Below are 22,340 nucleotides of genomic sequence, written 5' to 3'. Positions count from 1 at the left end.
CGCGCCATGCCGAGCCGCCGCCCCGCGCCCGCGCTCGCCGCGCTCGCCCTCGTCCTGCTCCTGCCCGGGCTCGCGGTCGCGGCGCCGATCCGGCTCTGGCACGCGTACCGCGACGACGAGGCCAGGGCGCTCGGCGCCATCGTGGCGGCCTTCCAGGGGGCGGAGGTCGAGCTCCTCGCCGTCCCGTTCGACGCCTACGCCTCGAAGCTCCAGGCGGCGGTCCCGATGGGCGAGGGGCCCGACCTGTTCATCGACGCCCACGAGCGGCTCGGCGACTACCGCGCGCGCAAGCTCGTCGCGCCCGTGGGCGACGCGCTCGAGCCGGGCGGGGAGGCGGTGTTCCAGGGGCCCGCGCTCGCGGCCGTCCGGCTGGGCGGCGAGATCTTCGGGCTGCCGATCAGCCAGAAGTGCATGGCGCTCTACATGAACACCGCGCTCGTCCAGGAGGCGCCGGCCTTCCTCGAGGACATCGCGGCGCTCGCCGGCGCGCTGCCGCAGGGCGTCTATCCGCTCGCGTACGAGGCGTCGAACGCCTACGCGCACATGCCGATCCTCGCCGCGTTCGGCGGCGCGATGCTGGACGAGAACGACCAGTTCGGCTTCATCGGCCCGGGGCCCGAGCGCTCGCTCGAGCTCGTCCGCTCGCTGATCGCGCGGCGGGTCGTCCCGGAGGACGCGAACGGCGCGCTGGTGACCGACCTGTTCAACGCGGGCCGCGCGGCGTTCGCGATCAGCGGGCCGTGGTTCGTGGGCGGCCTCAAGGACGAGGCGAAGCGGCGCGCGCGCGTCGTCCCGCTCCCGAAGGTGCGCGAGACCGGCCAGCCGATGCGGCCGTTCATGACCGTGGAGGCGGTCATGCTCTCGCCCCAGGGCGCGCAGCGGGCCGAGGCGCGGGCGCTCGCGCGCCACCTCGCCGGGGCCGCGGCCGCGGCCACGCGGATCGAGGTCGCGCGCACGCCGCCGGTGCGGAGCGACGTGGCCGTCCCGGCCGGCGACGCCTTCATCGCGGCCTTCGCCGAGCAGGCCAAGGTGGCCATCCCGATGCCGACGTCGCCGGCGATGCGCTCGACCTGGGAGCCGGCCGCGCGCGCGATCCGCAAGGTGCTGCGGGGCGACGCGCCCCCGGACGTCGCGCTCGCCGAGGCGAAGCACCGCTTCGACGACGTGCGCCGGCCGCTGCCCCCGCGCGCCTCGCCGGCGCCGCTCCTCGTCGGGCTCGGCGCGCTCGCGCTCCTCCTCGCCCTCCGGTGGGCCTCCGCCGCGAAGGGCGCGGTCCGCGGCCCCGCGCTCCGGCGCTCGCTCGAACGCTCGATTCAACGCTCGATTCCGGCCTACAAGTACGTCGCGCACGCCGTCGTCGCGATCGGCGTGCTCGTGATCGTGCCGCTCGTCATCGGCGCGGCGACGTCGCTCTTCGCCGGCAGCGGCGAGAGCCTCCGGTACGTCGGCCTCGCCAATTTCATCAGCATCCTCACGGCGCGCGGCGAGCCGCTCTTCTCGAGCGGCTCGTTCTACCTGGTGCTGGCGGTGACCGTGCTCTGGACGGCGGTGAACGTCGTCTGCCACCTCGTCCTCGGCGTCTCGCTGGCGCTGCTCCTGCACCGCCCGACGCTGCGCCTCCGCGCGCTCTACCGGGTGCTCCTCATCGTGCCCTGGGCGGTGCCGAGCTACGTGACCGCGCTGTCCTGGAAGGGCATGTTCCACCGGCAGTACGGGGCCGTGACCGGCCTCATCGAGGCGGTGAACGCCGCCTTCGGGACGAGCATCGAGCCGATCGCCTGGTTCTCGAGCTTCACCACCGCGTTCACGGCCAACGTGGCGACCAACGTCTGGCTCGGCTTCCCGTTCATGATGGTGGTCACCCTCGGCGCGCTCACCGCCGTGCCCGGCGAGGTGCTCGAGGCGGCCGAGGTCGACGGCGCCTCGCGCTGGCAGCGTCTCTGGAAAATCACGCTGCCGCTGATTCGGCCGGTGCTCGCGCCGGCGGTGACCCTGGGCGCGATCTGGACGTTCAACATGTTCAACGTGGTGTTCCTGGTGTCCGGCGGCGATCCGGACGGCACCACGGACATCCTCGTGTCCGAGGCGTACCGGTGGGCGTTCACCCGCGAGGCGCAGTACGGCTACGCCGCGGCGTACTCGGTGCTGATCTTCCTGCTGCTCACCCTTGCCACGCGGGATTGGCGGTGGCGGCGGCGGACGCCCGGGTCGTTCATCCCGCAGGGCGGCGGGGCGGCGGACGGGTCGGCGCCCGCGCCGGTGGCGGCGACGGAGGCCGTATGACGCGGCAGCCTTCTCCGGTCGAGTCGATCGCGGTGCACGTCGCGCTGCTCGCGGCGGTCGCGTTCGCGCTGTACCCGGTGCTCTGGGTCGTCTCGATCGCCTTCTCGGGGGCGCGCCCGCCGGTGCCGGAGGTGCTGCCGATCCCGAACCAGCCGACGCTCGCGCACCTCGAGGCGGTGGTCACCACGTCGCAGAAGGTCGGGGGCGAGACGATCTGGCTGTTTCCCCGCCAGCTCGCCAACTCGGTCGCCGTGGCGCTCGCGACCGCGGCCGTCGGCGTCACCATCGCGGTCCCGGCGGCGTACGCGCTCGCGCGCTTCGAGTTCGTCGGCAAGCGCCGCGGCCTGCGGGCGCTGCTCGCGACGCAGATGTTCCCGACGGTGGCGAGCGCGATCCCGCTATACCTCCTGCTCGACGCGCTGGGCCTGCTCAACTCGCGGACGGGGCTCGTGCTCTGTTATGCGTCCACCGCGGTGCCGTTCTCGATCTTCCAGCTCCGCGCGGCGTTCGAGGCGATCCCGGTCGACCTGGAGGAGGCGGCGATGGTCGACGGGGCGACGCGCTTCGAGGCTTTCGTCCGGGTGGTGCTCCCGGCGGCGCGGCCGGCGATCGCGGTGACGGCGCTGTTCGCGATCATGACGGCGTACAACGAGTTCATCCTCGCGGCGACGCTGCTCTCCAAGGAGGAGATGTTCACGTTGCCGGTGGTGCTGCAGCGGTACATCGGCGAGCACGACGCGCAGTGGGAGCGGTTCGCGGCGGGGGCGCTCCTCGTGTCGCTGCCGGTCATGGCGGCGTTCTATCTGGTGCAGCGTCACCTCGTGGCGGGGTTGACGACGGGCGGAGTGAAGGGGTGAGGGCGCGGCGCCCCTGGCCTGCCCCCCGGCCGCCCCGGCGGCACCCGTCCGCCTGACCCCACCTCGCGGCCATGGACGCCCGATCGCTACCCCGCTATCTCCATAAAGCCATGCCGAAGGCCGAGGGTCCCCTGCCAGCCGCTGCGCCGGGGACCGCCCACGCGGAGCCCCGTCCGCCGCTGAGCGGCGAGGGCCGGCCCTCGTTGAACGGCGACGGCCGCCCGTCGCTGGGCGGCGAGGCCCGCCCGTCGCTGAACGGCGACGGCCGCCCGTCGCTGGGCGGCGAGCCGCGCCTGTCCCTCGGCGGCGAGCCGCGCCTCTCGCTCGGCGGCGACCTCGACGGCCGCGCCACCTTCCTGCCGGCCGGGGCCGTGCCGCCGCGGCGCCACAGCCGGACCTCGTGGGAGAAGCTCTGGCTCCTCCCGCTGCTCGGGCCCCTGCTCGCGCTGCTCGTCATCGGCGCGGTCGCCTCGCTCGAGGCCGCGTTCGACTGGAACATCCCGAACCCGCCGGCGATCCTCTCGATGATCATCGTCTTCGCGGCGTTCAGCGGCGGCCTGTGGAGCGGCATCGTCACCGCGCTCATCTCGTGCGTCTACTTCGCGCTCTACTTCTCCGAGACCGGCGTGCCGTTCTCGTACAAGGAAGACAACCTGCTGCGCGTCATCGTCTTCGCCGTCACCACCCCCGCCATGGCGGTGATGGCGAGCATCGCGAAGCGGCGCGCGGACGCCATGGGCGCGGCCTCGCTCGAGAACGAGCGCGAGCACTCGGCGAGCCTGCGCGCCCTGCTCATGCAGCGCCAGGCCGTCGAGGCCGAGCTCCAGCAGGCCAAGGAGGCCGCCGAGGCGGCGAGCCGCGCCAAGAGCGAGTTCCTCGCCAGCGTGAGCCACGAGATCCGCACCCCGATGAACGGCATCATCGGCATGACGTCGCTCGCGCTCCAGACCGAGCTCACCCAGGAGCAGCGCGAGTACCTCGAGATGGTCAAGATCTCGGCCGACGCGCTCCTCGCCATCATCAACGACGTCCTCGACTTCTCGAAGATCGAGGCCGGCAAGCTCGGGATCGAGCCCGTCGTCTTCGATCCGAGCGAGATCATCGGCGACGCCGTGAAGACGCTGGCGCTCCGCGCGCACGAGAAGCGGCTCGAGCTCGCCTACGACGTGGGCCCCGACGTGCCCGAGGCGCTCGTCGGCGACCCGCTGCGCCTGCGCCAGGTCCTCGTGAACCTCGTCAGCAACGCGGTGAAGTTCACCGACGCCGGCGAGATCGTCGTCCGCGCCGAGGTCGACTCGCGCGCGCCCCTCACGCCCGAGGAGGAGGCCAGCGCCGACCGCCAGAGCGCGCCCAGCCTCTACGCGGGCGAGGCGCTCGGCGACAACGTGGTGCTCCACGTGCGCGTGATCGACACGGGCATCGGGATCGCCCCCGACAAGCAGCGGCTCGTCTTCGACGCGTTCGCGCAGGCGGACGGCTCGACCACCCGCAAGTACGGCGGCACGGGGCTCGGCCTCACCATCTGCGCCCGCCTCGTCGAGATGATGGGCGGCAAGATCTGGATCGAGAGCGAGCTCGGCAAGGGCAGCACGTTCCACTTCACCCTCCAGCTCCGGGCGCTCGAGGGCGCCGCCCGGTCGCGCCGCCTGCAGATGCCGCGGGACCTGCTCGGCACGCGGGTCCTCATCGCCGACGACAACGCGACCGCGCGGCGGATCCTCGCCGAGACCGTCGAGGGCTGGGGGATGAAGGCGGTCCCGGTCGACTCGGGGGCGGCGGCGATCGCGGCGCTCTCGGAGGACTCGGGCACGTGGGCGCTGCCCTGGGGCAAGCCGGGGGGCAACGCGGTCGGGCCGACCTCCTCGTTCGGCCTCGCCATCGTCGACGCCCGCATGCCCAAGGTCGACGGCTTCGCCGTGGTCGAGCACTGCCGGCGGCGCGAGATCCTGAAGGGGCGCACCATCATGATGCTCAGCTCCACCTCGGCGCAGGCGGACGCCGCGCGCTGCCGCGATCTCGGCGTCTTCGGGATGGTCACGAAGCCCGTGAAGACGTCGCACCTCCAGGAGGCCGTGTTCCACGCCTTCGGCATCCCGACGCGCAGCGCGCTCCGGTCGGCCGACCTGCGCCGCGCCGTGCCGGGGCCGCGCGCCCGCGGCCTGCGGGTCCTCGTGGCCGAGGACAACGCGATCAACCAGAAGCTGATGCGCCGCTGGCTGGAGCGGCAGGGCCACCACGTGCACATCGTCGAGAACGGCCGGCTCGCCGTCGAGAAGATCGCGACCGGCCAGTACGACGTGGCCCTGCTCGACGTGGAGATGCCCGAGATGGACGGCCTCCAGGCCGCGCGGGCGATCCGCGCGCGCGAGCGGCGCGAGGGCGGGCACATGCCGCTCATCGTCGTGACCGCGTACGCGATGAAGGGCGACCGCGAGCGCTGCCTCCGGGCGGGCTTCGACGGCTACGTGTCGAAGCCGGTGCAGGTCGAGGAGCTCTACGACATGATCGACCGGCTCGCCGCCGGGCCCTCCTCCCTGGAGATCGAGGACCCGGCGCGCCTGTCGCTCGGCGCGCCGAACTCGTACCCGTCGGTGCCCTCGTCGCCGCTCGACAACGGGCCGCCGAGCACCCGATCGTCGGACGAGCGGCCGCAGGGCTCGCCGTCGTCGATCGCGAGCCGTCCGATGTTCGACCGCACGAGGGCGCTGGAGCGGACGGGCGGCGACGCCGACCTCCTGCGCGAGCTCGTCGAGGTCTTCCTGGAGGAGTGCCCGCGGTGGATGGCCGACATCGACGAGGCGGTGACCGTCGGCGACGCCCGCAAGCTCCAGCGGGCCGCGCACAGCCTGAAGGGCGGGGTCGACAGCCTCGGCGCGCGGGGCGCGTTCGAGGCGGCCTTCGCGCTGGAGAAGATGGCGCGCTCGAACGAGCTCGGGAGCCTGGCCGAGGCGCAGTTCGCGCTGCGGGCGCAGATCGATCGCCTGCTCCCCGAGCTCGCCGCGTTCGTGCGCGAGGGCTCGCCGGCGGACGCCCCGCCGCCGGGCGAGCGGCGCTCTGAGGATCTCTGAGGATGACGAGGAGGAGGGGTGACGCGATGGTGAGGGTGCTCGTGGTGGACGACTCCCCGATGGATCGGCGCCTCTCCGGGAGCCTGCTCAAGAAGCGCGCCGGCATGGAGCCGATGTACGCCGAGAACGGCGTCGAGGCGCTCCAGACGATTGCGAAGACGATGCCCGAGATCGTGCTGACCGATCTCCAGATGCCGGAGATGGACGGCCTGGAGCTGGTCGAGGCGATCCGCCGCGAGCACCCGTACCTGCCGGTGATCCTGATGACGGCGCACGGCAGCGAGGAGATCGCGGTGCAGGCGCTCCGGCGCGGCGCCGCGAGCTACGTCGCGAAGCGGAGCCTCGCGGCGGAGCTCGTGAGCACGGTCGAGAACGTCCTCGCGGTGGCGCGGCTCGATCGGCGGGAGCAGCAGCTGCTCGCGTGCCTGACGGCGACCGAGTCCCATTTCGAGCTCGACAACGACGTGGCGAAGGTGCCCGCGCTGGTGGGGCACATCGAGCAGAGCCTGGGCCGGATGCGGCTGTGCGACGAGACGGGCCGGATCCAGGTCGCGGTGGCGCTGCGCGAGGCGCTGGTGAACGCGATCGTGCACGGCAACCTCGAGGTGAGCTCGTCGCTGCTCGACGAGGATCCGAGCGCCTTCTCGGCGCTCGTCGAGCGGCGCCGGACCGAGAGCCCCTACCGGGACCGGCGTGTGGTCGTCGTGGCGCGGGAGACGCGGACCGAGGCGACCTACGTGGTGCGCGACGAGGGCCCCGGCTTCGACCCGCGCGACCTGCCCGATCCGACCGATCTCGCCAACCTGGACAAGCCGAGCGGCCGCGGCCTGATGCTGATCCGCACCTTCATGGACGAGGTGTGGCACAACGAGAAGGGCAACGAGATCCACATGATCATGCGGTGTCGCTCGCCGGAGTCCGATCACGAGCCGAGCGACCCTGGCGGCTGAGGCGGCCTCGATCGGGTCGGCTTCGAGCGCCGACGCGATGCACCCAGCCATCGGCCCATCGCCTCGGCGCTGCTCGGGGGCGCGTCGCGGGACGTGAATATCCCGGCCACGCCAGGCAACGAAGCCGCCATGACCAGAGACGACGAGTCGATTGCTCGAGCGCGCACTCGGGCAAGCCGGGGTGGAACGGCCGCCTTGGCCATCGCAGTTGTCCTCGTGTCCACGGCGTGCGATCTCGACGTGCGCGGGGGCACGGATGGTGACGGTGGCGGCGCCGGAACGGACAGCGGTGCCACGACCAGCGCTCACGGCGGCGGCAGCGGCGGCGACGGGGGCAGCGGGCTGGCCAGCAGCAGCGGCGGCGAGGGCGGCAGCGGCGCCGGGGGCAGCGGCGGCGCCGGGGGCAGCGGCGGCGCCGGGGGCAGCGGCGCTGGGGGCAGCGGCGCTGGAGGCAGCGGCAGCGGCGGCGACGAGGGCGGCAGCGGCGCGGCCAGCAACGGCGCCGGGGGCAGCGGCGAGGGCGGCAGTAGCGGCGGCGGCGAGGGCGGCAGCGGCGCGGCCAGCAGCAGCGCCGGGGGCAGCAGCGGCGGCGGCGAGGGCGGCAGCGGCGCGGCCAGCAGCGGCGCCGGGGGCAGCAGCAGCGGCGGCGGCGAGGGCGGCAGCGGCGCGGCCAGCAGCGGCGCCGGGGGCAGCGGCGGCACGCCGGGCACGTGCGTGCCGGGCACGCTGCTCACCTGCTACACGGGCGCCACCGGGACCGTCGGCATCGGGCCGTGCACCACCGGGACGCAGACGTGTCGCTCCGATGGGCTCGGCTATGGCCCGTGTGACGGCGCGGTGGCGCCGGCCGCAGAGATCTGCGCCACGCCGGTGGACGAGAATTGCGACGGCGAGCCTCGGTGCCCCCGCCTCGCGCCGTGGGCGCGAGGATACGGCGGCCCCGGCGACGACAGCGGCGTGTCCATCGTGAGCGACGCGTCGGGCAACTACTACGTCTCCGGCGCCTTCGAGGGGACGGTGGACTTCGGCGCTGGCCCTCTCACCAGCGCAGGGGGCTCCGACGTCTTCCTCCTCAAGCTCGACCCCTCCGGCTCGGTGATCTGGAGCAGGCGCTTCGGTGCCGAGTACGACGATGAGAGCGCCACCATGGCCGTCGACGAGGGCGGAAACATCGTCCTTGTCGGAGCCTATAATGATGGTCCAGCCCACGCTTCCGTGCCGGGCCCAGATTTTGGAGGGGGTCCGCTGCTGCCCTCCGAAGGGGCCGCACTCTTCGTGGCCAAGCTCGACCCTGAGGGTAATCACATCCGGAGCAGGGGGTCTTATTTGTTCGGCATGAAGATCAAGGGAGCTGCCGTCGATGGCGACGGAAATGGGTACTTGCTTTCTGGAGGGGTCGATGAGGTGTATCTCTCGAGGTTGCTCGTCGGAACCCCCACCTGGATGACTATGCCTGGAGGGTTGCGTCTCGATATCGCGGGAGCAGATCTCGCGATCGATAGCGCGGGAAACGCGATCCTGGTGAGCGCGATAGACTCGGCCAGTTTCCCTCCTCCGTATCATCTCATTATCTCCAAGATTGATACTGATGGCATTGATTTGTGGCAGCGATCGCTCGTGCAAAACTCGACCGACGAGTCCGCCGAGAACTCGGTGTCCTCGCTGGCGGTCAACGCGGCGGACGAGATCTTCGTGACGGGCTTCACGGACGGAACCCTCGATTTCGGCGGCGGCGTGCTTCCTCATGGGCCCATGCTCGTGAAGCTGGATGCTGAAGGCCAGCATCTCTTCAGCCGCCCGGTTCGCTTCGGCGGCAAGATCGCCCTGCACCCAGACGGCGGCATGGTCATCGCCGGAGATGGCCTGGCCGGGCTTGACGCGAGCGGGACGGAGACGTGGTCGATCGACGTCGATGCGATCTTCGAGAACATCGCCGTTGCTCCGAATGGCTCGATTGCAACCACCGGGCGCGTGCTCGCGCCGGTGGACTTCGGGACGGGTCCGATCGCCTACGCGGCGGGCAGCGACATCTTCGTCGCCACGTTCAACCCCTTCCACGACGGCGGCGAGGGCGGCGGGGGGAGCGGCGGCAGTGGCGGCGAGGGCGGCAGCGGCGCGGCCAGCAGCGGCGGTGGGGGCAGCGGCGGCGAGGGCGGCAGCGGCGGCGAGGGCGGCGGCACGCCAGGCACGTGCGTGCCGGGCACGGTGCTCACCTGCTACACGGGCCCCACCGGGACGGTGGGCATCGGGCCGTGCACCACCGGGACGCAGACGTGTCGCTCCGATGGGCTCGGCTATGGCCCGTGTACAGGTGCGGTGGCGCCGGCCGTAGAGCTCTGCGCCAGCCCGGTGGACGAGGACTGCGACGGCGATCCCCAGTGTCGCCGCCTCCCGCCGTGGGCGCGGGCATACGGCGGCCCCGGCGAGCAGGGCGCCACGTCCATCGTGAGCGACGCGTGGGGCAACTACTACGTCTCCGGCGTCTTCAAAGGGACGGTGGACTTCGGCGCCGGCCCTCTCACCAGCGCTGGAGAATACGACGTCTTCCTCCTCAAACTCGACCCCTCCGGCTCGCTGATCTGGAGCAGGCGCTTCGGGTCCGAGCACGACGAGTGGTCCCCCAGCCTGGCCGTCGACGGAAGCGGAAACATCTACTTTGCCGGAAGCTATGAGGGGCGTGGGCCGTACTTTTATGAAAGCCCAGATTTTGGTGGGGGTCCCATCCCGCCCGCCGATCATTCTGCTAACGCGCTCTTCTTGGTCAAGCTCGACCCCGAGGGCAATCACATCTGGAGCAATGGCTTCCCGCGGACTGCGATCGATTTCGGGCGTGTGGTGGAGATGGCCGTCGATGGCGTCGGCAATGTGTTCATCCTCCGCGTGGCTGGTGGCTGGGATTCTGTGTCCTATCACGTGGTAAAGGTGAGCGCCGGAGGTGAGGACGTCCTCTGGGAGGAGTATCTGCCAGGATCCGAGAGCCCAGGATCCACGAGCGGGTCGGGAGGTCTCGCGGTCGACAGCGACGGTAACGTGCTCGTGGCGAACGCGGACCAGGATTATATCTACTCCCCCGGTGCGGATTTCAACGTCATCAAGCTGTCGATGACGGGTGCTCTGCTCTGGCAACGGCAGTTCCCATCCAAGGCGCACGTGGACCCCATGGCGTCAGCCACCGCGGTGGCCGTCAACGCCGCGGGCGAGATCCTGGTGACGGGCTACACGGATGGCACCGTCGACTTCGGCGGTGGCGCGCCAGGAGCTGGCGACGAGCTGTTCGCCGTGCTGGTCAAGCTGGACGCCGCAGGGGAGGTCATCACCTCCAGCACGATTCCCTACCCCGGGGGTATAATCCTGGATCCTGCTGGTGGAATGTTCCTCACCGGGGGCTTGGCGGTTACCAAGCTCGACGACAGCGGGACCACGCTCTGGTCCGCCTACTTCGACGTCCCCACGGGTTATCGAGGCGGCGGGGCGGACATGACCATCTCTCCGAATGGCACGCTTGCAGTCGCCGGTTCCGTCTACCCGTCGATGGACACCGACCCTCGCCCCCCCACAGCGCGTTACGAGACCTTCGTCGCCACGTTGAATCCTTGAGGAGGCTCGCCACGGCTCCGGGCTCCCCGTGACCGCGCCGCGCGTGGCGCTGCCGGACCTCGCCGACCTCTCCCTGCGTCGAGCGGCCAAGGCGTTTTTTTGCGCCTCGAGGTGTGAGCGGAGGTCGTCGAAAGCGACCCGGAGCGGAGGCCCCCCGGACATGGCGCTGCCGGTGAGGTAACGCGTCGGCGGGGCGCTCCCAGCAGCCAGTTCCGGCTTTGGCCGCCGCGGGAATGCGGCTAGGCTCGCCGCCATGAGGGATGTCGTTCGGCTGGTGATCGGCGCCGCGGTCGGGGCCGCGGCGGGGGCGCCCCTGGGGCTGCTCCTGGGGGCGCTGTTCGGGGGCAACCTCGCGAGCGGGTTCGAACACGGCGGTCTTCGGGGCTACGAGGCGACAGGCCGGCTGGGCTTGCTGCTCGGTGCGGCGATCGGTGCGGCGATCGGCGCAGCTGTGGCCCGGACACGACGCGCGAACGCGCAACCCTAGAGCACCGATCAGGTTGATTTTGTGACAATCCCCGGCGCTTCGATGGAAGGCTCGACCGTCTCGCCGGGCCATGATCTCGTCCGCGGCCGGAGGTTCACGGATGGAACGATGGTCGCCGCCGGTGGAGCTGTCGCGGCAGGAGCAGTCGCTGATGAAGCGGCTGACACGCGTGAGAGCCCTGTTCGGCTTTCTCAGGCTGCACCGGCACGAGCTGTTTGATGAGACGTTCCAGGAGCAGCTGGAGGGCATGTACCGGATGACGGGGGCAGGCGAGCCGCCGCATCCGCCGGCGCTGATGTGCATGGTCACGCTGCTCCAGGGCTACGTCGGCGCATCCGATGCCGAGGCGGTGGAGCTGTCCGTCGTCGACCTGCGCTGGCAGATGGTGCTCGGCTGTCTGGGTGCGGCCACGCCTCCGTTCTCGCAGGGCGCGCTGCAGGCGTTCCGGGAGCGGATGGTAGCGCACGAGATGGACCGAGTGCTGCTGGAGCGGACCGTGGCGCTCGTTCGGTCCGGCGCGATGACGGAGGGCGAGAGGCGTGCGGTGTCCAAAGCGCTGCGCGTGGCCATCGACAGCCGCCCTTTAGCGGGGGCCGGGCGGGTTGAGGACACGATCAACCTGCTCGGCCATGCTGCGCGCAGCATCGTCGGCGTCGTGTCGAAGATCACCGGGCGTCCTGCCGAGGAGATCTGCCGCAAGGCGGGCATCCCGCTGCTTCTGGCGCCCAGCATCAAGGCCGGGCTCGACCTCGACTGGAGCGACCCGAAGCAGAAAGCGGCGGCGGTCCAGATCCTGGAGCGGCAGGTCTCGTCGCTGCAGCAGTGGGTGGACCGGCATCTGGACGACGTCGTCGAGCAGCCACTTCGCACCTATCTTGATGCGCTCACACAGGTTCGAAACCAGGACCTGGAAACAGCCGAGGATGGCACGATTCGCATCCGGCAAGGCGTTGCGCCCGACCGCCGTGTCTCCATTGAGGATGTCGAGATGCGCCACGGCCGCAAAAGCCGCTCGAAGCGGTTCGACGGCTACAAGGAACACATCGCACGCGACCTTGACCTTCCCGTCATCGTCGCCTGCGCCGTCACACCAGCGAATCGGCCTGAAGAAGAGGGCGCCGCGCCGCTCGCCGAGGACGTCCAGCATCAGGGGCTACGTCTGGTCGAGCTTCACATCGATCGCGCCTACGTGAACAGCCCGGTCGTTGACGACGTGCTCCGCGCGGGCGGCCAGGTGTTCTCGAAACCTTGGGGCCAGCGGGCTCGCAGCCCCGGTTTGTTCAGCAAGCGCGACTTCAAGATCGACCTGCGCGCCAAGACGATCACGTGTCCGGCAGGACAGGTCGAGGTATTCGAACCGGGCGACACGGTCGAGTTTGATCCTGAGGAGTGCGGCGCGTGCCCTCTGCGAGCTAAGTGCACCCAGGCCGCTTCCGGACGAGGTCGGACGGTATCGATCGCCAAGGACGAAGCCCTGCAGCGCAAGTTCCGGAAGCTGCAGCAGACCGGGCCGGGGCGCGAGGTGCTCCGGCAGCGGACAGCTGTGGAGCATGCGCTCGCCCACATCGCAGCGCGGAAAGGACACAGCGCGCGCTACATCGGCGCCAGGAGAAACCTGTTCGACCTCCGCCGCGCAGCGGCGATCCAAAACCTCGAAGCGGCCCAGCGGCTGATGCAGGAGGCGGCGTAAACCATTGGAATTAGATGGTTTTCAACATGTTCGGCGCTCTAGGCGCCCGACGGCATGACATGACCTCGGCGGGCTGCCGGTCCAGCAGCCCGCCGAGAGGGCGTCACTTGTCCGCGGGATCCGTGCACACGCTCTCGGCGCTGCACTCGTCCAGCGCGGCGATCGCGTCGAAGACGCCCTGTGAGCAGGCGACCGCCTTCGCGCGCTCTTCGCACACGTCGTAGCGGCTATCGTTGATCTGTCCCGAACCGCACTCGCTCGCGGGCCAGAGCTCGGCCGCGCGGTCCTCGAAATCGCGCTGGCAGTCCTCTTCCGTTTCATACGTCTGGTCGTCCCCGGTGCCGTAACCAGGGCAGCCCGCCTCGGTGTCGGCGTACCGGTCGCACGCCGCCTCGGCGATCTGTGTGATGCGCGCCTCGCGCGACTCCTCGCCGGGCAGCACGTCGTTCACCGTGTCCGCGGCGTCGTCACAGCCCGCGGCTCCGACCAGGACGATCGTCGTAGCCAAAGAAACCCAGAGACACTTTTGCATCGTTGTTTCCTCTCTCGCAGCTCGCCAGAATGTCTGATGGCGGCCTCACGCGTAGCCCGCTTCGCAGCCATGCGCCGCGGACTCGCTATCACGCACAACCACTCAAGCACCGTCCATGCCAGGTCGCCCTCCGCCGCTTCCGCGGACGCTCGGAGGCGCTCTGCGCCGAGGATCGCACGTGTCCCCTCCGGCGCGCGGCGATGCGCCAGGCGCACGCTTGTGGCAGATTGCGACGCCGCGTGCGCGCTCGCGGCAGGCGGCCGGCCGGCGTCCGAGCTTTCTGCACTTGCCGCGCTTGTCCGCCTGGCCGCGCGCTGCGGTCAGCGATCAGCCTGATCATCGAGCACGTGACGCTCGCCCGCAGCGCCGAGGCTGCCGTTTCATCGCCGAGCACGCCGCGACGCGCTCGAGCTCGCCAGCGCCGCTGCAGCAGCGGCCACGCTCCGGCCGGCCTTCCCGATACGTGGGAGGTACCGGACGTGAAAACCCGCGAACGCGCGAAACCTGGCTGGTCGCAACGTCGATCCGGCGGTAACCTCGAAGGTCCCTTCTCTCCTCCGGGGTGTCGTGGGAATGAGCATCACGCCGCCCGCTGGGGCGACCGGAGAGGGGCCATTGCCAGGAGCGGAGACATGCTGAAGGTGGCGATCATCCTGGGGAGCACGCGGCCGGGCCGGAATGGCGAGGCCGTCGCGAAGTGGGTGCACGGCGTGGCGACGAAGAAGGGCGGCGCCGACTACGAGCTCGTCGATATCAAGGATTTCGATCTGCCGCTCCTCGACGAGCCTGCGCCGCCGTCGATGGGACAGTACACAAAGCCTCACACAAAGGCGTGGGCGGCAAAGATCGACGCGTTCGACGCCTTCGTGTTCGTCACGCCGGAGTACAACCACGGCACCTCGGGGGCGCTCAAGAACGCGATCGATTACCTGTACAAGGAGTGGAACAACAAGGCGGCCGGCTTCGTGAGCTACGGCAGCGCGGGGGGCGTCCGCGCCGTCGAGCACCTCCGGCTGGTGATGGCCGAGCTTCAGGTCGCGGACGTGCGCGCGCAGGTCACGCTCTCTCTGTACGACGACTTCGAGAACTTCAGCGTGTTCAAGCCCCGCTCCCGCCACGAGGCGTCCGTCGGCACCCTGCTCGACCAGCTGCTCGCGTGGGCCGGCGCGCTGAAGACCCTTCGCAACAAGTGAGCGACACGCCCGCGCTGCAAGGTCGACGGGGTGGCGGGCGTTGTCTAGAGTCGAGGTGAGCGGTGCGCGCTGCCCGGGTGGTACGTCACGCCAGCTCGGCGACCAGCACGCGATGACCCAGGTCGAGCGACGCCAGCCGCCGCAGCTCTCCGTATCTGCGATCCCACTCCCCCGACGCGAGGTCCGCCTCCAGACGCGCGAGCCCTTCCGCCAGGTTGCCCTCCTCCGCGAGCGCGAAGTTCGAGATGTTCCGCCGGACCTCGCCGTCCAGGTACATCTCGGGCCGCCCCCAGTACGCAACGAACAAGCCGTCGGCGCAATCGCGAGGCAACGCGAAAGGCAGCGCCTTGACGGACGGGAGCTCTTCTCGAATCGCGTCGGCGATGGCGGAGTACTTGCGTGACGGGTCGAGCGAGGGGAGATACTCCTCGGTCAGCCAGAAAGGTCGACCGCTCCTCGGGTCGCGCATGAAGATGACGATCCGCTTGCGCGCGACCCTGCGGAGCTCGCGCAGGCCTGCCCGCAGGTCGGTCCAGTGATGGAGCGTGTTGACGGCCAACGCGGCGTCGAAGCTCTGGTCGGGCAGGGGCAGGCTCTCGGCCCTGGCCTGGAGGGCTGGTGCCGCGCCGCGCCGCCTCTGCGCGATCATGGTCGCCGAGGGCTCGACCGCGAGCACCTCGCGGTCGGTCGGCTCGTACGCGCCGGTGCCCGCGCCGACGTTGACCACCGAGCGGGCATCGCCGAGGGCGTCCTCGATCAACGCCTCGATCCGGGGATCCGCCCTTCGCGTGGCGGAGTAGCACGCGCCGATGCGGTCGTAGAGCGCGCTCATGGCCTCCGGTCCTCCCGCTGGCGTTGTATCACGATTGCCGCGCGGGGGGAGCCCGGCGCCCTGACGAGCAGAAGGGGAGCCGGAGAACCTACCCGAGCGACACGCCCCCTTCGACGTCCAGCGCGGTCCCGGTGACGAACGACGCGTCCGCGCTCGCCAGGAACACGGCCGCGCTGGCGATCTCGTCGGGGGACGCGACGCGCTTCATGGCATGGAGCTGGGCCGCGAAGGCGCGCTTCTCGTCGGTGTCGTTCCAGAGCCGGAACATGGGCGTGTCGGCGCCGCCCGAGATGAGCACGTTGGCGCGGATACCCTGCGTCGCGTACTCGGCGGCGACGGTGCGCGTGAGGCCGATGAGCCCGGTCTTCGCCGCGGCGTACCCCGCCGTGCCATCTTGCCCTCGAATCGACATGGCGTCTCCCGTCTCTCGTTTCTCGTCTCCCCTCCGGCGTGCGCGTGCGCGATTCCCCGGAGTCCGCGCGCACGCGCACGAAAGACGAAAACGGGGGCGCAGGGAGGCTCAGAGGCAGGAGTACACCGCGTCGATCAGCGCCGGCCACCGCGGGTCGCCGCCCTCGCCGCTCGCGATGGTCTGGTTCGGGGTGTACCCGAAGCCGAGCCCCGCGTCCGGATCGGCGAAGCCGAGCGCGCCGCCCGCGCCGGGATGGCCGAACGTCCGCGGGCCGCGGCCGAAGGGGCGCAGCGCGCTCGGGAGCATGAAGCCGAGCGAGAACCGGCTCTCCGCGAGGAGCACGGCGTCCGGGCCGCGCGACCGCTCCGCGAGCGCGGCCTCGACGGCCTCCGGCGAGAGCACGCGCGCGGCGTCCGCGAGGGCGCCGCCGTTCGCGAGCGCGCCGTACATCCGCGCGAGGGCGCGCGCGTTCGCGTGGCCGTTCAGCGCCGGGATCTCCGCGCGCCGGGCGCGGGCGGTGTTGACCAGGCCCGGCGACACGAGATCGCGCGGCCGGGTGAAGGCCATCGAGGTGAGCGACGCCGGGTCGCGGAAGCTCGCGGCGAACGCGCCGCTCAGCCCCGAAGGGCTCGCGAGCGTGGGCGGCACCTCGGCGATCCGCCCGTCGTGCTCGGCGCCGGTGCCGATGTGGAAGTCGAGGTCGAGCGGCCCCGCGACCGCCTCCCGGAGGAACGCGCCCACCCGCCGGCCGCTGGCGCGCCGGATCACCTCGCCCACGAGGAAGCCGAAGGTGACGGCGTGGTAGCCGTGCCGGGCGCCCGGCTCCCAGAACGGCGCCTCCGCGGCGAGGGCCGCGGTCATGGCCTGCCAGTCGTAGAGCGCGCCCTCCGCCGGCTCGGCGCGGAGCGCGGGCAGGCCGGCGCTGTGGTCGAGCAGCTGGCCCACGAGGACGCGCTCCTTGCCGGCCGCGGCGAACTCCGGCCAGGAGGCGGCGACCGGCGCGTCCACGTCGAGCGCGCGCCGCTCCGCGAGCGCGTGGGCGCACAGCGCGACCGCGCCCTTCGTCGCCGAGAAGACGTTCACGATCGTGTCGCCGCCCCACGGCGCGGTCCTCGCCGCGTCCCGGAAGCCGGCCCAGAGGTCGACCACCACGCGGCCGCGCACGGCGACGCTCACGGCGGCCCCGAGCTCGGGGAACCGCTCGAAATTCGAGGCGAACGCCGCGCGCACGGGCGCGAACGCGGGGTCGCAGGAGCCTTGGATCGCGAGGCGCATCGCTCGTCCCTTCGTCCCTTCCTCGGGGCCGCACGGACGGGGCGCGCCGGCGGATCCGCCCGGCGCTCGACCCCGAACACCGACCCCGGAGATGCGCAACATCGATTGCGCAACCGTGGTTGATGAATAGGGCCGCCGCCCGAGACCGTCAACTCCATTTGCGCAACCTTGGTTGCGGGGTACAGGCTCCCGCCGTGAAGCCTGCGCCGCCGGACGAGGACCTCGTGCTGCTCTTCGCCGCCCTCGCGGCCGCGACCAGCGACGAGGTGATGCGCCGCGTGGAGAGGGCCGGCCACGGCGATCTCCGCCCGAGCCACGGGTACGTGTTCCAGCACCTCATCCCGGGCCCGGTGAAGGTGCGTGAGCTCGCGGAGCGGCTCGGCATCACGGCGCAGGGGGCGTCCAAGGCGGTGGCGGAGCTCGAGGAGCTCGGCTACGTGCGCCGGCGCGTCGCCGAGGACGATCAGCGCAACCGGCTCGTCGAGCTCACCGACCGCGGGTGGGCCGCGGTCGAGGCGGGGCGCGCCGCGCGGGCCGCGGTGAACCGGCGGCTCCGGGCGCTGCTCGGCGAGGAGCAGGCCGCCGCGCTGCTCGCGTCGCTCCAGCGCATCGCGGCGCGCACCGGCGGCCTCGCGCTCCTGTCCTCACGGCGGCTCCGCCAGCCGTAGGCTCCGCGAGGGGTCCTTCCCGGATGCCGTGCCACCACATCGACAGGTCGGGGTGCGGCTCACTCCGGCTCACCGCGGACGTGCCCGCGCGCGTCGCGCGCTGTTCAGGAACTGGAGCTGCTCTTCGAGAGCGTCCCACACGGCGGCGATGCGCGGCACGTGGCGCAGGCTGCGCGGCGTGACGAGCCAGAGCTCGAGCACCGGACCTGCGGGGAGACCGAGATCGAGCTCCACCAGGCCGTCGTCCAGGTCGAGCACGCTGCGCGGCAAGACGGCGGCGCCGAGGCCCGCTCGCACGGCCTCGAGCTGAGCGATATAGCTGCTCACGACGAGCCTTGGCGCCTTCCGCACGTGCCGCTTCTGGTAGTCCTCCTCGACCGTGGGGACGCGGCCCAGATCGACGCCGATCCAGTCGAGCTCGTCGCGGCTCTTCTTCGAGTGCTTGCGGTGGGCGACAGGCACCGTGGGCAACGTGACGATGCGCGCGGCCACCAGATCGCCGCTCCTCGGTCGGAAGAAGCGCACGGCGATCTCGGCTTCACGATGGCCCAGATCCGCCGCCTCGTAGCTGGTCAGCAGGTGGAGCGACACGCGCGGGTGCCGCTCGGCGAGCACCGGGAGCACGCGCGGAATGACGCCGTGCACGGCGATCGACTCGGTGAGCGCCAGGCGAACCAGGCCCTCGACCTCTCTCTCGTGGCCATTGGCCTCGCGCACGAGCTGGTCGGCGCCGGCCTCCATCGACTCGACGTGGCGCCGGAGCTGCTCGCCGAGCGGGGTGAGCATGGAGCCTCCCGGGAGCCGATCGAACACGGCCACCCGGAGCGTTCGTTCGAAGCTCGCCATGCGCCGGCTCACCGTCGATTGCTCGATCCCGAGCTTGCGGGCGGCGGCCGAGAAGCTGCCGGCGCGCGCCACCTCCAGGAAGAGGCGCAGATCGGCCCAATCCACGTCGGAGGGCGGCCTGCCAGCGGGCGCGGAAGAGGGGGAGCGTGCCATGCATCCACGCATGGCACGCCTGCCCAGGTCCGTCTACCCAGAGGCTGCTGCATGTCCAAGATCGACGCATGCACCTCGTCATCCACGGTCACCCAGCTCCCGATAGCCTGAGCGACTCGCTCGCTCAGGCCTACGCCAGCGGCCTCCAGAGGGGCGGAGCCAGCGTCGAGCACCTGGCCCTACGCTCGCTCGCCTTCGATCCGCACTTGCGCGCTGGCTTCAGCGGTCGACAAGAGCTCGAGCCCGATCTCCTCGAGGCCCGGACCGCCATCGCGCGCTCCAGCCACGTGGCCTGGTTCTTTCCCACGTGGTGGGCGGGGCCGCCTGCGCTCGTCAAGGGCTTCATCGATCGCACCTTCTTGCCCGGCTGGTCGTTCGCCTATCGAAAGCGCAGCCCGCTGCCCGAGGGGCTGCTCGCCGGCCGCAGCGCGCGCGTCGTGACCACGATGGATAGCCCGAGCTGGTGGTACCGCTTCTGGCACCGGCGCTCCGTCCATGCCTCGTTCGTCAACGCGACGTTGCGCTTCGTGGGCTTCGGGCCCGTCCGCGAGACCACCTTGTTCAATCAGAACACCCGGACCCCCGAGCAACGCGCGACCTGGCTCCAGGACATGGAGCGCATCGGCGAGCGGGACGCGCGGCGGTTCAGCGCCGGGCGATGACGCCGGCGCCGCCCGCGTCGCGGGGGCTCACGTCACGCGCCCCGGCGCGATCCGGAGCAGGTCGAACTCCGCGACGAAGCCCTCGCCCACCGGGCTGCAGGCGTAGAGGCCGCACTCGACCTCGCGCGCGCCGTCGTCCTCGTGCAGGTGCGCCATGCGGATCTGCGTCCAGGCCCCGCCGTCGTCCGAGCTCTCGACGAGGTAATCCGGCCCTTCCCGCCGCACGCGCAGCCAGATCTCGCGGCGATCCGAGGGGAACGGCTGGGTCGACCAGTCGCTGTAGCCCGCGTTCGTCACCACGGCGCCGAGGCGGCTCGGGCCGTGCGGCTCGAACTCCACCGACGTCTTCAGCCAGCACGACTCGGCGATCCGCACCATGAGCCCCGCCTGATCGTACTGGTGCGCGGGCCGGAACCGCACATGGCAGGTCACCACGAAGTCGCCGCCGGCGCGGGTGAAGAGGAAAGGCCCGTTGTCGGTGCGGAAGCCGTAGTGCGTCCGCTGCCAGTAATCCGTCTTCGCGCCGGGCTCGACCACGAGCACGCCCCGCTCCGGCTCCACCGCCCAGCGCGAAGGCGGGTTGCGCCACGTGAGCCGCGGGTCGATCTCGAGCCTGGTAAAGCCCTCTTCCAGAAGCTGCCCTGTCATGATGCCGGCCTCCACACGTTGCGCCTCGCGCGATCCGCCCGCGCGGGCGCGGGCCGGGAGGCTACCACGGAGCGCCCCGCTACTGCGGCCGCCCCTGCGCGATCCAGCTCTCGACGAGCTGGATCTCCTCCGGGCCGAGCGCGGGCAGCCCGAGCGGCATCCCGCGCACCGCCGGATCCGCGCGGCCCGCCTCCTCCGCTTGCCGCGCCACGAGCGCCGCGGCGAGGCGCGGCGCGCCGTCCGGCCCGCGGGCGAAGACGCTCCGCCGCTCGCCCTGATCGTCGACGTAGCCCGCGGCGATCCCCTCGTACGTCGCGAGGTTCAGCCCGCGCGGCTTGAACCCGAACCCGCCCGTGTTCCCGGGCCCGCCGTCGCCGAGCGCGTAATCGGGCTCGGAATGGCAATGCCTGCACGTGACGCGAAACACCCTGCGATCCACCTCGGCGTAGGTCACCCGACGCGAGAGGAGCGGCAGCCGCTCGGGCGCGCTCGCCGGCGCCGGCGGCGAGAGCGCCGTGGTCGCGACGAACGCCGCGATGTCCCGCGCCTCGGCGGGCGACATCGGCACCTGGGGCATCGGCGTGCCCGGCTTGATCGCCCCGGGATCGAGCACCCACGCGGCGAGGTCCGCGGGCTCCATCCGGTCGCGCGCGTGCCGCAGATCCGGCGCCAGGGCGACCGCGGCGCGCGTCTCCTTCTCCATCGCCTTCACCGGCGCGACCGCCGTCAGCCCGGCCACCCCGGTGAAGGCGTGGCAGGTGCCGCACCCCTTGGCCTCGTAGAGCTCGCGCCCCCGGGCCGCGCTCGCGCCCGCGAGCGCCTCGCGCGGCCGCTCGCGGCGATCCCGGGTGAGGTAGGCCGCGATGTCGCTCGCCTGCTCGGGCCCGATCGCGAGCCGCGGCATTGTCGCGTGCAGGCGCGGGCGGAGGTCGTGCGGCGCGAGCAAGAACCCGCGGATCCAGTCGCGCCTGAGCCGGTCGCCGGCGGCGGCGAGCGACGGGACGTCGCGCAGCTGGACCAGGTTCTCGTTCCACCGCTTCATCGCCGCGGCCGGCGCCTGGAACCGCCCGGCCGCGATGTCCTGGTGGCACTGCACGCAGTGCGCGTCGCGCGGCGCGGGCGCCTGCCCGGTCCCGTCGTGGCAGCGGTTGCACTGGAGCTCGGCGACGAGCCGCTGCCCGCGTGCCGGATCGCCGGCCGTCGCCGCGGCGGCGGCCGGTGCGGCGGCGGCCGCTGGGGCGGACGCGGCGGCCTGTGCGGACGCGGCGGCCTCCGCGGCGCTGCCGCCCGCGGAGAGCGGCGCGGCGGCCTCGGGCCCCCGCGCGTCCTCGGAGGTGCACGCGGCGGCGCCCGAGGCGAGCGCGACGAGCGCGGCGAGCAGCGGACGGGCGCGCATCGGCGTCAGCTCTGCGGGCGCGGGTCGACCGCGCGGCTCGTCCGACACAGCGCCGCGTCCTTCGCCATCGCCTCGCAGCGGCTCGCCGCGGCGTCGTGCCCCGCGGCGTCCCCCGACAGCGCGCGCAGCCGCGCCAGCGCCGCGTACGCCTCGGGGCTCGCCAGGAGGTCCTTCTCCGCCAGGCCGCCGAGCAGCTGCAGCGCCTCGCCGCGGTGCTCCGGCGACCGGGCGAGCGCCTCGCCGAGGTCGGTCTGCAGCGCGGGATCGCCCTTTCGGTGCTCGTTCAGCCGGCGCAGCGCGCGGATCGACCAGTCGACGTTCGCCTTGCGCTCCTCGGCCGACGCCCCGCCCCACGTCTCGAGCAGCTCGCGCGGCACCTCCGGCCGGACGTCGAGCGCGCCGCCCGCGCGCGCGGTGGCCACCGCGAGGACGCGGAAGGCCCGGTTGAGCAGCGGATCCTTGTCGTGGGAGATCCGCCGGATCTCGGGGAACATGCGGATCACGCTCCCCGCGGCCGCGGTGATCCGGCCGTCGCGCAGGGCCTGCTCGGCCTGGGCGACCCCCATCACGCGGTGATCGATCGCGGGCAGGATCTCCACACCACCGCAGGCCGATGCGTCCCCAGAAGGAACCAGGGCGGACGCGACGAGAGCACAAACAAGCGTGAGTCGAACGGCGGGACCATTCATGGGAAGGACCTCCTCGGGCAGGCTGCGCCGGCGCGCCCCATCGCTCATCGGGCGCTGCCGATCGACTGTGACAACGCCTCAGAAAAAAAAGTTGCTCCGCGA

19 protein-coding genes are annotated in these 22,340 nt (G+C 71.9%); 10 read left to right on the top strand and 9 right to left on the bottom strand.

Annotated elements, in window-relative coordinates:
- The first annotated feature begins 6 nt into the window (after nt 1–6).
- The 4 genes from NQZ70_RS45150 to NQZ70_RS45135 all read left to right on the top strand — a co-directional run bounded on the left by NQZ70_RS45150 (nt 7) and on the right by NQZ70_RS45135 (nt 7,158).
- Nucleotides 7–2,283, top strand: a complete 2,277-nt coding sequence (locus NQZ70_RS45150) for an extracellular solute-binding protein (protein WP_129579753.1) — start codon at nt 7–9, stop codon at nt 2,281–2,283.
- The gene (locus tag NQZ70_RS45145) at nt 2,280–3,140 is read left to right on the top strand and encodes a sugar ABC transporter permease (RefSeq protein WP_165374485.1); all 861 of its coding nucleotides are present in this window, start codon (nt 2,280–2,282) and stop codon (nt 3,138–3,140) included. The genes NQZ70_RS45150 and NQZ70_RS45145 overlap by 4 nt, the downstream gene beginning before the upstream one ends.
- 110 nt (nt 3,141–3,250) lie before the next feature.
- Nucleotides 3,251–6,208 carry a response regulator gene (locus tag NQZ70_RS45140; protein WP_129579751.1) on the top strand — a complete coding sequence of 986 codons (2,958 nt, stop codon included), beginning with the start codon at nt 3,251–3,253 and terminating at the stop codon, nt 6,206–6,208.
- A 2-nt stretch (nt 6,209–6,210) separates the two neighbouring features.
- Nucleotides 6,211–7,158 carry a response regulator gene (locus NQZ70_RS45135; RefSeq protein WP_237244639.1) on the top strand — a complete coding sequence of 316 codons (948 nt, stop codon included), beginning with the start codon at nt 6,211–6,213 and terminating at the stop codon, nt 7,156–7,158.
- Between the two features lie 305 nt (nt 7,159–7,463).
- On the opposite strand, the gene NQZ70_RS45130 is transcribed toward NQZ70_RS45135, so the two are convergent.
- On the bottom strand, nt 7,464–7,883 hold the full coding sequence (locus NQZ70_RS45130; protein WP_129579749.1) for a hypothetical protein: 420 nt from the start codon (nt 7,881–7,883) through the stop codon (nt 7,464–7,466).
- Nucleotides 7,884–8,115: 232 nt separating this feature from the next.
- Between NQZ70_RS45130 and NQZ70_RS45125 the strand changes: the two genes are divergently transcribed.
- The 3 genes from NQZ70_RS45125 to NQZ70_RS45115 all read left to right on the top strand — a co-directional run bounded on the left by NQZ70_RS45125 (nt 8,116) and on the right by NQZ70_RS45115 (nt 12,932).
- Complete coding sequence (locus NQZ70_RS45125) at nt 8,116–10,755, top strand: hypothetical protein (protein ID WP_207217642.1); 2,640 nt, start codon at nt 8,116–8,118, stop codon at nt 10,753–10,755.
- Between the two features lie 253 nt (nt 10,756–11,008).
- Nucleotides 11,009–11,242 carry a hypothetical protein gene (locus tag NQZ70_RS45120; protein WP_129579748.1) on the top strand — a complete coding sequence of 78 codons (234 nt, stop codon included), beginning with the start codon at nt 11,009–11,011 and terminating at the stop codon, nt 11,240–11,242.
- Nucleotides 11,243–11,342: 100 nt separating this feature from the next.
- Nucleotides 11,343–12,932, top strand: coding sequence for an IS1182 family transposase (locus tag NQZ70_RS45115; RefSeq protein ID WP_129572542.1), 1,590 nt, complete (start codon nt 11,343–11,345; stop codon nt 12,930–12,932).
- A gap of 103 nt (nt 12,933–13,035) precedes the next feature.
- Here NQZ70_RS45115 and NQZ70_RS45110 read toward each other — a convergent pair whose 3' ends face one another.
- Nucleotides 13,036–13,464 carry a DUF6184 family natural product biosynthesis lipoprotein gene (locus NQZ70_RS45110; protein WP_129579747.1) on the bottom strand — a complete coding sequence of 143 codons (429 nt, stop codon included), beginning with the start codon at nt 13,462–13,464 and terminating at the stop codon, nt 13,036–13,038.
- A gap of 632 nt (nt 13,465–14,096) precedes the next feature.
- Between NQZ70_RS45110 and NQZ70_RS45105 the strand changes: the two genes are divergently transcribed.
- The gene (locus NQZ70_RS45105) at nt 14,097–14,657 is read left to right on the top strand and encodes an NADPH-dependent FMN reductase (protein ID WP_129579746.1); all 561 of its coding nucleotides are present in this window, start codon (nt 14,097–14,099) and stop codon (nt 14,655–14,657) included.
- 85 nt (nt 14,658–14,742) lie between these two features.
- Here NQZ70_RS45105 and NQZ70_RS45100 read toward each other — a convergent pair whose 3' ends face one another.
- The 3 genes from NQZ70_RS45100 to NQZ70_RS45090 all read right to left on the bottom strand — a co-directional run bounded on the left by NQZ70_RS45100 (nt 14,743) and on the right by NQZ70_RS45090 (nt 17,176).
- Nucleotides 14,743–15,489, bottom strand: a complete 747-nt coding sequence (locus tag NQZ70_RS45100) for a class I SAM-dependent methyltransferase (RefSeq protein WP_129579745.1) — start codon at nt 15,487–15,489, stop codon at nt 14,743–14,745.
- A gap of 88 nt (nt 15,490–15,577) precedes the next feature.
- Nucleotides 15,578–15,901, bottom strand: a complete 324-nt coding sequence (locus NQZ70_RS45095; RefSeq protein ID WP_129579744.1) for an SDR family oxidoreductase — start codon at nt 15,899–15,901, stop codon at nt 15,578–15,580.
- Between the two features lie 108 nt (nt 15,902–16,009).
- Entirely contained in the window at nt 16,010–17,176 is a 1,167-nt protein-coding gene (locus NQZ70_RS45090) for a serine hydrolase (RefSeq protein WP_129579743.1), read from the bottom strand.
- 194 nt (nt 17,177–17,370) lie between these two features.
- Between NQZ70_RS45090 and NQZ70_RS45085 the strand changes: the two genes are divergently transcribed.
- Nucleotides 17,371–17,844, top strand: coding sequence for a MarR family winged helix-turn-helix transcriptional regulator (locus NQZ70_RS45085; protein ID WP_237244638.1), 474 nt, complete (start codon nt 17,371–17,373; stop codon nt 17,842–17,844).
- Nucleotides 17,845–17,913: 69 nt separating this feature from the next.
- Here NQZ70_RS45085 and NQZ70_RS45080 read toward each other — a convergent pair whose 3' ends face one another.
- Nucleotides 17,914–18,843, bottom strand: a complete 930-nt coding sequence (locus tag NQZ70_RS45080) for a LysR family transcriptional regulator (protein ID WP_129579742.1) — start codon at nt 18,841–18,843, stop codon at nt 17,914–17,916.
- A gap of 68 nt (nt 18,844–18,911) precedes the next feature.
- Between NQZ70_RS45080 and NQZ70_RS45075 the strand changes: the two genes are divergently transcribed.
- Nucleotides 18,912–19,505 (top strand): NAD(P)H-dependent oxidoreductase, encoded by a 594-nt coding sequence (locus tag NQZ70_RS45075; protein WP_129579741.1) that lies wholly within the window; start codon nt 18,912–18,914, stop codon nt 19,503–19,505.
- 27 nt (nt 19,506–19,532) lie between these two features.
- On the opposite strand, the gene NQZ70_RS45070 is transcribed toward NQZ70_RS45075, so the two are convergent.
- From NQZ70_RS45070 to NQZ70_RS45060, 3 genes are all read right to left on the bottom strand, one after another.
- Nucleotides 19,533–20,153 (bottom strand): DUF1349 domain-containing protein, encoded by a 621-nt coding sequence (locus NQZ70_RS45070; RefSeq protein WP_129579740.1) that lies wholly within the window; start codon nt 20,151–20,153, stop codon nt 19,533–19,535.
- Between the two features lie 79 nt (nt 20,154–20,232).
- Nucleotides 20,233–21,549 (bottom strand): cytochrome c, encoded by a 1,317-nt coding sequence (locus NQZ70_RS45065; RefSeq protein ID WP_237244637.1) that lies wholly within the window; start codon nt 21,547–21,549, stop codon nt 20,233–20,235.
- A 5-nt stretch (nt 21,550–21,554) separates the two neighbouring features.
- A complete protein-coding gene (locus NQZ70_RS45060; protein WP_237244636.1) occupies nt 21,555–22,238 on the bottom strand; it encodes a hypothetical protein in 684 nt (227 codons plus the stop codon).
- Nucleotides 22,239–22,340 lie beyond the last annotated feature (102 nt).

This window comes from Sorangium sp. So ce836, assembly GCF_028553905.1.
GTDB lineage: Bacteria > Myxococcota_A > Polyangia > Polyangiales > Polyangiaceae > Sorangium > Sorangium cellulosum_D.
The sequence above is the reverse complement of the archived record's forward strand: the minus strand, read 5'-3'. Positions and strand labels throughout refer to the sequence as shown.

What these genes read in the sequence shown, in the direction of transcription:
- NQZ70_RS45150 (WP_129579753.1), top strand. Translation starts at nt 7, where the DNA reads ATGCCGAGCCGCCGCCCCGCGCCCGCGCTCGCCGCGCTCGCCCTCGTC.
- NQZ70_RS45145 (WP_165374485.1), top strand. Translation starts at nt 2,280, where the DNA reads ATGACGCGGCAGCCTTCTCCGGTCGAGTCGATCGCGGTGCACGTCGCG.
- NQZ70_RS45140 (WP_129579751.1), top strand. Translation starts at nt 3,251, where the DNA reads ATGCCGAAGGCCGAGGGTCCCCTGCCAGCCGCTGCGCCGGGGACCGCC.
- NQZ70_RS45135 (WP_237244639.1), top strand. Translation starts at nt 6,211, where the DNA reads ATGACGAGGAGGAGGGGTGACGCGATGGTGAGGGTGCTCGTGGTGGAC.
- NQZ70_RS45120 (WP_129579748.1), top strand. Translation starts at nt 11,009, where the DNA reads ATGAGGGATGTCGTTCGGCTGGTGATCGGCGCCGCGGTCGGGGCCGCG.
- NQZ70_RS45115 (WP_129572542.1), top strand. Translation starts at nt 11,343, where the DNA reads ATGGAACGATGGTCGCCGCCGGTGGAGCTGTCGCGGCAGGAGCAGTCG.
- NQZ70_RS45110 (WP_129579747.1), bottom strand. Translation starts at nt 13,464, where the DNA reads ATGCAAAAGTGTCTCTGGGTTTCTTTGGCTACGACGATCGTCCTGGTC.
- NQZ70_RS45105 (WP_129579746.1), top strand. Translation starts at nt 14,097, where the DNA reads ATGCTGAAGGTGGCGATCATCCTGGGGAGCACGCGGCCGGGCCGGAAT.
- NQZ70_RS45100 (WP_129579745.1), bottom strand. Translation starts at nt 15,489, where the DNA reads ATGAGCGCGCTCTACGACCGCATCGGCGCGTGCTACTCCGCCACGCGA.
- NQZ70_RS45095 (WP_129579744.1), bottom strand. Translation starts at nt 15,901, where the DNA reads ATGTCGATTCGAGGGCAAGATGGCACGGCGGGGTACGCCGCGGCGAAG.
- NQZ70_RS45090 (WP_129579743.1), bottom strand. Translation starts at nt 17,176, where the DNA reads ATGCGCCTCGCGATCCAAGGCTCCTGCGACCCCGCGTTCGCGCCCGTG.
- NQZ70_RS45080 (WP_129579742.1), bottom strand. Translation starts at nt 18,843, where the DNA reads ATGGCACGCTCCCCCTCTTCCGCGCCCGCTGGCAGGCCGCCCTCCGAC.
- NQZ70_RS45075 (WP_129579741.1), top strand. Translation starts at nt 18,912, where the DNA reads ATGCACCTCGTCATCCACGGTCACCCAGCTCCCGATAGCCTGAGCGAC.
- NQZ70_RS45070 (WP_129579740.1), bottom strand. Translation starts at nt 20,153, where the DNA reads ATGACAGGGCAGCTTCTGGAAGAGGGCTTTACCAGGCTCGAGATCGAC.
- NQZ70_RS45065 (WP_237244637.1), bottom strand. Translation starts at nt 21,549, where the DNA reads ATGCGCGCCCGTCCGCTGCTCGCCGCGCTCGTCGCGCTCGCCTCGGGC.
- NQZ70_RS45060 (WP_237244636.1), bottom strand. Translation starts at nt 22,238, where the DNA reads ATGAATGGTCCCGCCGTTCGACTCACGCTTGTTTGTGCTCTCGTCGCG.